At 41.0% G+C, this 12,584-nt stretch carries 8 protein-coding genes; 5 read left to right on the plus strand and 3 right to left on the minus strand.

Going from position 1 to position 12,584, the window contains the following annotated elements:
* Positions 1 to 220: 220 nt before the first annotated feature.
* From HEQ36_RS11560 to HEQ36_RS11570, 3 genes are all read left to right on the plus strand, one after another.
* Entirely contained in the window at positions 221 to 2,842 is a 2,622-nt protein-coding gene (locus tag HEQ36_RS11560; RefSeq protein WP_168636133.1) for a TIGR03960 family B12-binding radical SAM protein, read from the plus strand.
* 1,538 nt (positions 2,843 to 4,380) lie between these two features.
* Complete coding sequence (locus tag HEQ36_RS11565; RefSeq protein ID WP_168636132.1) at positions 4,381 to 6,549, plus strand: Rne/Rng family ribonuclease; 2,169 nt, start codon at positions 4,381 to 4,383, stop codon at positions 6,547 to 6,549.
* Positions 6,550 to 6,708: 159 nt separating this feature from the next.
* The gene (locus HEQ36_RS11570; protein ID WP_053538864.1) at positions 6,709 to 7,350 is read left to right on the plus strand and encodes a ribonuclease HII; all 642 of its coding nucleotides are present in this window, start codon (positions 6,709 to 6,711) and stop codon (positions 7,348 to 7,350) included.
* A gap of 79 nt (positions 7,351 to 7,429) precedes the next feature.
* Here HEQ36_RS11570 and HEQ36_RS11575 read toward each other — a convergent pair whose 3' ends face one another.
* Entirely contained in the window at positions 7,430 to 8,041 is a 612-nt protein-coding gene (locus tag HEQ36_RS11575) for a DUF1997 domain-containing protein (protein ID WP_053538865.1), read from the minus strand.
* 108 nt (positions 8,042 to 8,149) lie between these two features.
* On the opposite strand from HEQ36_RS11575, the gene pheA reads away from it, so the two are divergent.
* Both pheA and HEQ36_RS11585 read left to right on the plus strand, forming a co-directional pair.
* Positions 8,150 to 9,013, plus strand: coding sequence for a prephenate dehydratase (gene pheA, locus HEQ36_RS11580; protein ID WP_053538866.1), 864 nt, complete (start codon positions 8,150 to 8,152; stop codon positions 9,011 to 9,013).
* A gap of 114 nt (positions 9,014 to 9,127) precedes the next feature.
* Positions 9,128 to 9,865, plus strand: coding sequence for a GDSL-type esterase/lipase family protein (locus HEQ36_RS11585; RefSeq protein ID WP_053538867.1), 738 nt, complete (start codon positions 9,128 to 9,130; stop codon positions 9,863 to 9,865).
* On the opposite strand, the gene HEQ36_RS11590 is transcribed toward HEQ36_RS11585, so the two are convergent.
* Together HEQ36_RS11590 and HEQ36_RS11595 are read right to left on the minus strand one after the other, a co-directional pair.
* On the minus strand, positions 9,866 to 11,071 hold the full coding sequence (locus HEQ36_RS11590; protein ID WP_027401440.1) for an ABC transporter permease: 1,206 nt from the start codon (positions 11,069 to 11,071) through the stop codon (positions 9,866 to 9,868).
* Positions 11,072 to 11,242: 171 nt separating this feature from the next.
* Entirely contained in the window at positions 11,243 to 12,565 is a 1,323-nt protein-coding gene (locus tag HEQ36_RS11595) for an efflux RND transporter periplasmic adaptor subunit (protein WP_053538868.1), read from the minus strand.
* Positions 12,566 to 12,584 lie beyond the last annotated feature (19 nt).

Consider the following 12,584-nt stretch of genomic DNA (forward strand, 5'->3'; position numbering starts at 1 on the left):
TTACACTTATAAAAGCTTAGACGATAATGTCAATATAATTCCTAAAATTTTGCGCCTTTGCTTCTGGAAGCCTCTGCACGTGACTCTTTCAGAGGAACTTCGTTAACGCGCAGCGTGTAGGCATAACCTAAATAAAATTATTGAACTCCAGTCAAAATCTCTAATTAATGCTAGTGTTGGGGTGGTTAGCTGTAATTTATGGTAGCTAGAAGATAGCAAAGTGGCTGTTTTAGTTGAACAATTAATAACATCGGATATTTTAAAACCTGCCCGTTACCTGGGTAATGAGCGTTTAGCAGTCCATAAACCTTGGGATACGGCAACAATCCGTTGGGTTTTGACCTATCCAGAAGTGTATGAGGTAGGGGCATCAAATTTAGGGCATATCATCTTATACAATATTTTGAATGCCCAGCCTCGCCAGTTATGCGATCGCGCTTATCTACCAGGAGCGGATTTAGCCGCCAAACTTCGCACCACGCAGACACCCCTGTTTGCAGTGGAATCTAAACGGTGGTTGACGGACTTCGATATTTTAGGCTTTAGTCTCAGTTACGAATTAGGATGCACCAATATTTTAGAAATGTTGGACTTAGCCGGAATCCCCGTGACTAGAGAAGAACGGTTACAGGGAAATTACCCGCTAATTTTTGCCGGTGGACAAACAGCAACCTCTAACCCCGAACCCTATACAGATTTCTTCGATTTCATGGTTTTGGGAGATGGTGAAGAACTACTTCCCGAAATTGGCTTGGTTTTAGAAGAAGGGAAAAAATCAGGCTTGAGTCGTCAAGAACTATTATTAGACTTGGCGCAAATTCCTGGTGTCTATGTGCCGCAGTTCTATGAGATGGGTGTAGGTGGGGCTGTATATCCCCTGCGTCCAGATGTACCCAAAAGAGTCCTCAGAAGAGTCGCCACACCCATTCCTGCCTATTCTATCGGCTTAGTTCCTTATGTAGAAACAGTACATGATCGCCTCACCATTGAAATTCGTCGCGGTTGTACTCGCGGTTGTCGCTTCTGTCAACCAGGAATGCTAACTAGACCAGCGAGGGATGTCGAACCGGAAAAAGTGGTAGAAGCTATAGAAAAGGGAATGCGGGAAACTGGTTACAATGAGTTTTCCCTCTTGTCTTTAAGTTGTTCAGATTATTTAGCCCTACCAGCGGTGGGGATGGAAATAAAAAATCGCTTAAAAAATGACAACATTTCCCTCACCTTACCTAGTCAAAGAGTAGATAGGTTTGATGAAAATATTGCCAATATCCTGGGAGGTACGCGCCAAGGTGGGTTAACCTTTGCCCCAGAAGCGGGTACACAAAGAATGCGGGATATTGTTAATAAGGGTTTGACAAATGAAGAGTTATTGCGGGGTGTAAAAACAGCGTGGTCACAAGGTTGGGATAAAATTAAGCTGTATTTTATGATTGGTTTACCCGGTGAAACAGATGCCGATGTGATTGGCATTGTGGAAACGGTAAGATGGTTAAAGCAAGAATGTTGGGAAAAGGGCAGAAGATCCTTAAACTTCACTTTGACCATTTCCAACTTTACCCCCAAACCCCATACTCCCTTTCAATGGCATTCAGTTTCCACAACTGAGTTTGCGAGAAAGCAAAACCTACTCAGAGAAGAATTTCGGGGAATGCGGAATGTGAAAGTAAATTTCACGGATTTTCGGATCTCGGCGATGGAAGACTTTATTGGTAGAGGCGATCGCACTCTGGGGAAAGTGTTACATCGGGCTTGGAAATTGGGTGCAGGCATGGATGCTTGGTTTGATAATGTAGATAAAGCCTTTACAGCTTGGGGAACAGCCATTACCGAAGCCGGTCTAGACTGGAAATACCGTCAAGTGGAAAATGGCGAATGGAATCTGTTTGCTGTCAGCAACAACGAACAAGAAACTCTATCACCTCTGGATACTCCCTTACCTTGGGATCATATTGATACTGGCATTGATAAAAAGTGGCTGCAACAAGACCTACAACGCGCTCTAGAAGCTGCAATTGTCCCTGACTGCTCTTTTGAAGGTTGTTCTCATTGTGGAGTCTGTGGCACTGATTTCGGTCATAATGTGGTTATGGCTGCACCACCCATTCCCAGCTTTGCCGGCGATTTTGTCCCCAACACCACCAAAGCCCAACGATTGCGAGTATGCTTTGGTAAACAAGGAAATATGGCTTTAGTCAGTCACTTAGATTTGATGCGTCTATTTGATCGAGTTATGCGCCGTGCCAGTTTACCCATCACCTTCACAGGTGGTTTTCATCCTGGACCGAGGATTGCTTTAGCCAGTGCTTTAAGTTTAGGTGCTACCAGTAGTGGAGAAATAGTTGATTTTGAGTTGACTGAACCAATTGATGTGGCAACTTTTCATACCCAATTGGTTAAACAACTACCTACTGACATTCCTGTGTATAATGTGGTAGAAATAGACATTAAGTCTCCCTCCGCTACCCAAAAGCTAGAAGCAGCCGAGTATTTACTCACATTGTCTACAGCCCAAAGCGAGGGACAATCGGCACAATGGCAAAACTGGATTGAGACTATTAAACATCAAGAGGAGATTTTATCGGCACATACAACCAAATCCGGTAAACAGCAATTAATAAATCTGCGCGATCGCCTGTGGGAGATAGAATTAATTTCAGTCTCTCACCAAGAATTGGACTCAATAGCCGTTGTGCGTTACTTGGGTAGCTGTCGTCCTGATGGAGTAATCTTGCGTACTGAGCAAATCTTGTCTATGCTGGAAACAGTGGCAAATGTAGAATTTCACATCTTGCATATCCACCGCCAGCGTCTAGTAGTCTGTCAACCCGAAAATGACGGGTGAAGGCAAGCAGGGGGAGAAGAGAGGCAAGGGGGGGCAGGGGAGGGAAGAACAGAAGTTTTTTCCGCTCATTACCCGTCAAAATAAATTTGACGAACTTCTAGTTATTGGCTAACTTGCTAGTAGTTGTCAAAAATTAGAACATTGTAGGAATTGATTTTTGGCAAGGTTGCGTTAGAATGATGATCAAGAGAAATTTTCTGGCACTGCATTGAATGACTTGATTCACTACCTGCGATCATCACAGGAACGAAGGCAAAGATATACAGTAGATTGCAAATTAATGAGGTACAGGATCTAAATTCAAAGCCGGACAGCAAGCCAGTTTTACTCCTAACTCGGTGAATTCTGCTGTAAGAATGTCACTTCTAAGATTGTATCCCAGAGAAACTCTACTGCTGATTACAAATCACAAGAAATAACGAATGGCACGGAAGCCATTTGGCTTTAGACAATGGAGGAAGTGCCAACGGCGAATTTATTCGCAGTGACATGATAGAATTAATGAGCTAGTAGGAGTAACTATCAACGCAAAGAAGTGTTTTATTAAGGAGAAACCCCTGATTTATCTCGTCTCGGCATAGCCGTAGCCTGGGTAAACAAGCAATGGTGAAGCATGGAGCGTTTAACACTAAAAACTGATGGCATCGGAAAGCACTAAATCAATCTAAAAGTAAGCACAATTGCAATACCTGTCGTACTAGTAATTGTTTTGAGTGTCTAAGGGGTACTTGACTGTCCCTTTTAAGCAAGTCTTAAAGAATCCGCGTGTCTTCAGACCGCAGAGTGTCAATAACAATAGCTTTCGTTAACTTCTCCATTGACCGATCCAAGTCCATCTCTTAAATAAGACTTGCTTTTATTGCGGGCTTTTAAGCAATTGCTATGAATGCAAGTGTGTTAAATTGTAAAAGTACAACACAAGTATTGACAGAGATTACAACCCTGCCATAATTCTTACAAGGATGACCACATGAGTTATCTGCACCTAGCTAGACTTTCTAGTAAAAACACGGATAGTGAATCCAGTGATTAAGGCAGATTTCCCTACATCGGCAGATGGTAAACCCAAAGAGATACCGTATCTAGACGCAGAGGTTTTTTACCATGCGTGTGTGATGTCAGAAGTCAGGAGTCAGCGAGTCAGGAGTAAAACCCTGGTTGGGGATGAGTTTCATGATTAATTGATGTCCTAACTACCTTGTGTGTTGCTATATTTAGATATGGTCAGCTTTACTTAATGAATCTTAACTTTGAAACAGATATCTACGGATATCCAAAGTTTAAATAGCAGCGTATAGTAGGGGAAATCAGCCAAGGGCGGTTGATGGAAGTTCTTAAACTATATGCAGTTATCCAGGAATAATCCGGCGTGTAAACGCAATCACAGTATCATTAGCTCTTCATAACTTTGCAGAGCTACTCAAGTTGGAATTTTTTATTACTAGTAGCGTCTTGTAGCAGCGACCGTTAGGACAAGCGGGATAACAAAGAAATTCCTGGTAATTCCCAGCGGTGCTGCCAATTTTTGAGGAAATTGAATGCCAAAACAAATTATCATCGCGGAGCAGTATCAAATTGCTGCTGTATTTTCAGAAGATCAAATACAAGAACTAGTTGTAGCTACGGGTCATCACCAAATTGGTGATATCTATCTGGGTGTAGTAGAAAATGTATTACCTGGGATAGATGCGGCTTTTGTCAATATCGGCGATCCAGAACGCAACGGATTTATTCACGTCACTGATTTAGGTCCATTAAGGCTGAAACGTAGTGCAGCAGCAATCACAGAACTGTTGACACCACAACAAAAAACCTTAGTGCAGGTGATGAAAGAGCCAACCGGATCAAAAGGTCCCAGGCTCACAGGTAATATCACATTACCTGGACGTTATGTAGTGTTAATGCCCTATGGACGAGGGGTAAATTTATCGAGACGGATTAAAAGCGAAAGTGAACGTAACCGCCTCAGAGCTTTGGCTATTTTAGTGAAACCAGCAGGGATGGGGTTACTGGTACGCACAGAAGCAGAAGGTAAGCCAGAAGAAGCCATTATTGAAGATTTGGAAGTGCTGCAAAAGCAGTGGGAAATTGTCCAGCAAGAAGCAGTGACTTCCCGTGCGCCGGCTCTACTGAATCGTGATGATGACTTTATTCAGCGCGTTCTTAGAGATATGTATGGTAGTGATGTGAATCGCATAGTTGTTGATTCCAGCACTGGTTTAAAACGAGTGAAGCAGTATTTACAAAACTGGAGTGGTGGACAAACACCCCAAGGACTGTTAATTGATCATCACCGCGATCGCTCACCCATTTTAGAATATTTCCGCATCAATGCCGCCGTCCGTGAAGCCCTCAGACCGAGGGTAGATTTACCATCAGGCGGTTATGTGATCATCCAACCAACGGAAGCTTTAACAGTCATAGACGTGAACTCCGGTTCATTCACCCGTTCGGCAACTGCTAGAGAAACAGTGCTGTGGACAAACTGCGAAGCAGCAGCGGAAATTGCTCGTCAGTTACGGTTGCGGAACATTGCAGGTGTGATTGTGGTTGATTTCATTGATATGGAATCCCGACGTGATCAAATGCAAGTTTTAGAACACTTTAACAAAGCTCTTAAAGCTGATAAAGCCCGTCCCCAAATTGCCCAACTGACTGAACTAGGTTTGGTGGAACTTACTCGTAAGCGTCAAGGTCAAAACATTTATGAATTGTTTGGCGAAACTTGTCCTACTTGTGGCGGCTTAGGACATACCGTCAGATTACCTGGAGAACTAGAAAACCGTCTGCCTATCCCGGCTGCGGACATCCCAGAGCGATTTGTACCCATGCCTCAAAGGGAATCTCGTCCACCTGCACCCACTACTCGCATACCTGATATTGGTAGTGTGCCACAAGTGACACCAAAAGATGTCTATGATGGCTTTGGTGATGGATTTGAAACTGAACCGGAATTTAGTTCTCTGCATCTGATCAATCATCCTAGTTACCAAGAATTAAATGATAAGCGTCGTACCCGGACCCGCCGTAGCCGCATTAGTGTGAATGGTGGTAACGGTAAGGATGAATCCCGCTTACCTAGTAATCCTCTAGCTTTTGTTAATGATCCAGATTTAGACTTAGAAGAACCTGAATTACCAATACCAGAAATCTCTCCCCCAACTATTAATAAATCAGGTTGGACGGAAAGACCAGAACGGACAAAGGTAAAATTAGACCCGATTAAGGTAGAACCACCAGAGGTGATTACGGTGGAAATGTCAGCAAAGGAACAGGATACTTATGCTGAAATGGGAATTTCTCCTTTACTCAAGTTAGATCGGGAGGGAAAAAATCCTAGATCGGTGATTATCAATGTTGTGCAACCAGGACAATCACCTATTGAAGAATCTGAAGTTGTCCCTGAACCAATTGTTACTGAAAAAACACTTCCTGAAGTTGTCGCTATTAAACTACCGACATCAAAATTTGAGATAGAAGAAGATTCATCCTTTCCACCATTAGTAATATTTCCAGAATTGACAGAAATTCCTGAAGAAAAAGCAACTAAAGCTGAAGGAAAAATAGAACCTGAGAAAGAAACTAAAGTTGAAGAAAAAACGGAAATTGAAAAAGAAATAGAATCTGATAGTAATAGTAGTTCTATTCCTAATCGTCGTCGTCGTCGTCGTTCATCAGCCTTAGATACAGATGGTTTTGGACTGTGATTTTCATGATTTGTGTGATTTTTGTGATTGATTAATTAATTAATTGATTAATTAATTGATTGATTAATGAATCAATCAGGTAAATCAAATCAATGAGATAAATCATAGTTCCGATTAATCATCTACATCAAATAAATCAAACAAATCATAGTTTAGACAATGGCAGACATTAAACCTGCATCCTGGGATAATTCGAGTTGGTTAGAGTTTTCTACTTACTCAAATATGCAGGGTGCAGTTGGGGGTGTAGATGAGGTAGGTAGGGGCGCTTTATTTGGTCCTGTGGTAGCGGCGGCAGTTATATTACCAGTAGACGCTTTATCAATACTGATGTTAGATAACATTAAGGATAGTAAAAAGTTGTCTAGTTCTCGGAGAACTAAACTGGCTCAAAAAATTGCCACGTTGGCTGTAGATTGGAGAATTGGTTATGCTACAACGAAGGAAATAGATGAGTTGAATATTTTACAGGCGACTCTTTTGGCTATGAAGCGGGCTGTTTTGAAGTTGCGGGTAAAGCCGGAACTGTTTTTGATTGATGGTAATCAGTTGGTGAAGAATTTGCCAATACCTCAAGAAACAGTTGTCAAAGGTGATGAGCGATCGCTTAATATTGCCGCAGCTAGTATCATGGCAAAGGTTTGGCGTGATGATTTGCTGCAACGGTTAGCGTTAAAATATTCCCTGTATGATCTAGAAAAAAATAAAGGTTATGGAAGTCCGCGTCATTTACTCGCACTTCAAAAATACGGACCTTCATCTTTACATCGTCGCTCTTTTCGTCCCTGCCAAATAATTTGAGATTTGAGATTTTGGATTTGAGATTTTGGATTTCCAGTTTTTGAGAACAATTGCCAAATTTGCCTTATTTTTCCATAAACTACTCAAAATTTAAACTTGGTAATATGGCTTGCGCCACACTACCGCTATCAGTGATGTTATGATCAGTTTCGTTATTTTGAGTTTGTGAGATTACCCAATGACGATAATCTGCTAAGAGGTGATGTAACAATCTTTGCTTAATTGTTAGTAATACACTTTTGAGCAATCCATTCCCTGTAGTTTCTAAAATTGATTTGGGTGTAAAGGAAAATGGTTGCGGTATGTCTACTAAAACTTCCAAATCAGCTTTCCCTTGCAAGTAAGTTTCACCATTGAGTTGAACTGGTGACAAATAGCCTTTTAAATTCAGTGCAAACCTTTCGTTAATATACTCAAAACCCAATATCTCACAACCGAGCGATCGCAAATAAACTGTACCGCTGGCATCTGCCCAGACTCTCATGTCTACAGTCGGCTGAATACTCAGTGACATAAAAGACAGAGGACGCATTTTTAATCGAAAACCTTCTTCAGAAAGTTGTTGAATTCTTGTATTATCAGCTAAGGCATTGACTAAACGTTGAGGCTGCCGCAGGTAGTGTTGAATAGGAATAGATTGCTTAGGAAGGGAAATTTCCACCGATTGAGAGGCAATAAACTTAGTAACCATGAGCAAATTAAACCATTTGTTTTTTAATTGTAATATTTTTTAACAATTTGAATTGCCAAAAATCTAACTTTTAATTTATTATTCATCAAATTCGCCAAATTTAACAGCATGAACCAGAAAATCGCTCATTTAGGTCCGCCAGGAACTTATGCCGAACAAGCGGCTTTTTTTTATCTCAACTGGTTAAAAGCCCATTCGGATATTAATTCTCAAAGAAGCTTTGAATTATGTCCATATTCTACCATTGCTCAGTCCCTACAAGCAATCGCCGATAAACGAGCAGCCATAGCTGTTGTTCCGGTGGAAAATTCTATTGAGGGTAGTGTCAACATGACAATGGATAGCTTATGGCAATTAGGAAATTTAAAAATTCAATTAGCTTTAGTTTTACCAATCCAACATACATTAATTTCCTATGCCACAAGTTTAGATAATATTAAAACTGTCTATTCTCATCCTCAAGCGTTAGCGCAATGTCAAGAATGGATATCACAGTTCTTGCCAAATGTCAATTTAATTCCCCGAAATTCAACCACTGAAGCACTACAGGGATTAGAAGAAGAGGTCACTACAGCAGCTATATCTTCTAGTCGGGCGGCACAATTGTATAATTTACCTATTCTTGCCAGAGGGATTAATGATTATCCAGAAAACTGCACTCGGTTTTGGGTAGTAAGCAGGGAAGAAAATCATCCCGTTGATTGTACTCATACATCTTTAGCCTTTAGCGTGCCAGCCAATGTACCAGGTGCATTAATGAAAGTATTGTCAGTATTTGCTCATTTGGGTATTAATCTGAGTCGGATTGAATCGCGTCCGACAAAACGTTCTTTAGGGGAATATTTATTCTATTTGGATATTGAAGCAGATGTAAATGCACAAATTATGAAATCTGCTTTGGAAGAGTTGCGAAATTATACGGAAATTTTGAAAATTTTTGGTAGTTATAGTGTGTTACCAATTAATTTATAATTGGGGAAATGCAAAAAATCAATGATTGGGCGCAGGCCCTGCGCCCCTACTTTGTGGTAATAGTGTAAAAATATATAGAATATTCTGGAAATATCCATTACATTACTTTTTGAAATGCCAAGTTTTCCGACTTCTACCTTAATGCAAATATCTGTAGCGCCAAAACTTTGTCAACCTTTAAAGATTGTCGCCTTGGGGGATAGCCTAGTATATGGATACGGTGATCCAGAGAAAGGCGGTTGGGTGGAACAATTGCGACGGTGGTGGATGTTACCGGACAGTGTGGGTCATGTGCTTTATAATTTGGGGGTAAGGGGCGATCGCACACAACAAATATGCCAACGTTTAGAAGCAGAATTTCGTCACCGGGGAGAAATCCGCAATCGTGTTCCTGACTTGATTATTTTGTCTGTGGGTGTTAACGATACACCTCGGTTAAGAAGTCCTAACGGCAGAAATTACACAGATTTTAGTCAGTTTGAATCAGAAATCGCTACATTGCTGGATCAATCTCAAAAACTCTGCCCCGTGCTGTTTGTGGGGATGGTTCCCGTAGACGAAAGCAAAATGCCCTTCCTTGATTGTTTATTCTATAATCATGCCGACCAATACCGCTACAAAGAAGCAACACGACAAGCTTGTGAACAAAGACAAATTCCCTATTTAGATATTTTTGATCAATGGATGCAGCGGAGTCAAGGATGGAGAAGCGATCGCCTCACCAGTGACGGACTGCACCCCAACACACTGGGTTATCAGGACTTGTTAGAAGCCGTACTCAACTGGAAAGAATTATCCCAATATCATTGTCAAGCTGATTATCGGGCAGAATTACAGCAGGAGTTAAGATAATCAGCCACTTCTGAGGGCGACAATGGGGTCTAACATAGCAGCTTGTCGGGCGGGAAAGACACCGAAAACTAAGCCTATGCTACCAGATATTGTCACAGCCACAGCGATCGCATATAGAGGAAATTGAGGAGTTAAAGGCGTGAAAAATGCCAAGGGGATAGTTCCCCCAACTCCTAAAATTATCCCCAGCAAACAGCCAGAAAGAGAGAGAATAATTGCCTCAATTAAAAACTGCGCTAAAATATCATTCTGAGTTGCCCCAACTGCCTTGCGTAAACCAATTTCTTGAGTGCGTTCAGTCACAGAAACTAACATAATATTCATGATACCAATTCCACCTACTAACAGAGAAATGGCAGCAATTAAAGCTAATAATAAAGATAAAATACTAGTCACCTGAACTACCAATTCTTGAAACTTTTTATTAGCGAAAACAGCCACATCTTTCTTACCATGTAGTCGAGCCAGAATATTAGTAATTTGAAAACCTGCCGCGCGAACACTATCTCTATTTTTGGCAGTCACTAAAATATAACTGAGAGGAATATCAGATATTGATCTACGTCCAACTAATCTATTAGCAAATGTTGTCAGTGGGACAATTGCAGTTTGATCCAAATTCTCCCCAGCAAATGCACCCTTTGATTGCAATAAACCAATAACTTGAAACGAGATATTATTAATCATCACTTCTTGTCCCACAGGATTTTCATCACCGAACAACTTGCGGCTAGTTTCTGCACCCAAAACAGTGACTTGAGCCTGTTGTTGCTGTTGTTTTTGATTAAACATTCTACCAGTGGCAAGAACAAGATTTTGCACAGCGAGCAAATCAGACGTAGTTCCTTTAACAGTTGTGGATGTTAATTTATTATTAAAGCTAATTGGCATTTTCTGCTCATCTATAGGAGCAACTTTGCTAACACTAGGAACTTGAGCTTTAATTGCTTCTGCGTCTGATAACACCAATTGGGCATCAGGAAATTTCATGCCTTCATCATCTTCAAAATTACTATATACCGTGAGTTGATTTGCGCCAAAAGCCTCAAGTTTGCCCAATACAAGATTTTGTGCGCCCTGTCCAATCCCAATCATACTAATAACAGAAGCATTGCCAATAATTATTCCCAGCATAGTTAGTCCGCTACGGAGTTTATTAGCAGCGAGAGTTGCAAAAGCCATGTTCACACTTTCTAGCAAATTCATAATTTAAAACGATAAAAAGATAAATTTCTTCTGCTGACTCCTTACACCAAGAAACCTGCAAATAAAAAACACCCAACCACCTAAAGCAAAAAATTTCTTAAACTCTCATTCCTCCGTGTTCTCTGTGTCTCTGTGGTTCGTTTATTTAAGTATTTTTTTAATTAGAAATCCCTAAGATCCCATAGGACGATCAACACCATCAATTAATTGATTAGCTGGTGGTTGGATAAAAACCCGTTCACCCTCAGAAAGTCCGCCCAAAATTTGCGTTTTATCACCAGAAGTAATTCCTACCTGTATCGGATGAAATTTGGCTTGATTATCCTTATCTGGTAACAATACACCCACTTGCCCCTGTTTACCAGAAACCACAGCAGCCGAAGGAATTACCAAAGCATTGCGAATGTCATTTACTAGAAAAGTTAACTTCACATTTAGCCCTACCTTGAGTTTATCTTGACCCGTTGCCAAAGCAATCTTGACTCGCATAAATGTGACATTTTCTTCCTTAACTCCTCTGGGGGCAATCAAACGGACTTTCCCTTGAAAAACTTGATCAGGAAAAGCATCAAGGCGAATTTCTACAGGCTGATTTTTCTGAATCTGCGCCATATTTACTTCGGGAACTTTAGCTTCTATTTCCAAACCACTGGATAATTCGGCAATGGAGGCACTAGTTCCCCCTTCATTAGTGGAAACAGAAGTATTTGGAGTTACAAAGTCCCCCGCTTGGGCAAAACGTCGGGTAATTAAGCCAGAGAAAGGAGCGCGAATGAAAGTATTTTCTAACTGATTTTCGTAAAATTGTAATTGGGCAGTTGCTTGAGCTACTTCAGCACCGGCTTTGGTAATTTCCTCAGTTTGATAACCGGAAAGTAGTTTTTTCAGTTGTTGTTGGGCAGATATCAGACTAAATTTAGCTTGTTCTAAGTTATCTTTAGCACTTTTTTCTTCATTTAAAGCCGCATCTAGTTCATCACGGGAGATTGCTCCTTGAGATACAGGATATTGCCTACGCTTAACTCGTTGAGAGGCTAATACCAAGCGAGATTCAGCTTCCCGGACTTGGGCTGTATACTTACGTACATCAGCTTGAGCGATCGCAATTTCTTCTGGTCTATAACCCTTACGCTTTTCTTGTAATTCGGCTTTTGCCTTCCATAACAGCGCTCGATACTGATTCACCTGGGCTTGAAAGGCTTGACGCTCCATTTCTGCGATTAATTGTCCTTTTTGGACAGAACTACCTTCATCTACATAGAGTTTGGCAATTCGACCGGCTTCTCTTGGGCTAATGTTAATTTTGCGAACTGGTTGCACGACTCCATTGGTTTTGATTTTAATGTTTAAGTTGCTGGTAGTCACAGGGACTGTTAAATCTGTAATATCTTTTTTGCTGGGTTGATACCAATGGCTGAAGTAAGCAATACCCATTCCAGATAAACCAAATGCAGTCAGCCCAATGAGCCAAGGAATCGGATTTTTGATGTTCATGACTGATGGAATAACGAAC

Origin of the sequence: Anabaena sp. 54, from assembly GCF_017355725.1 — a bacterium.
Lineage (GTDB): Bacteria > Cyanobacteriota > Cyanobacteriia > Cyanobacteriales > Nostocaceae > Dolichospermum > Dolichospermum heterosporum.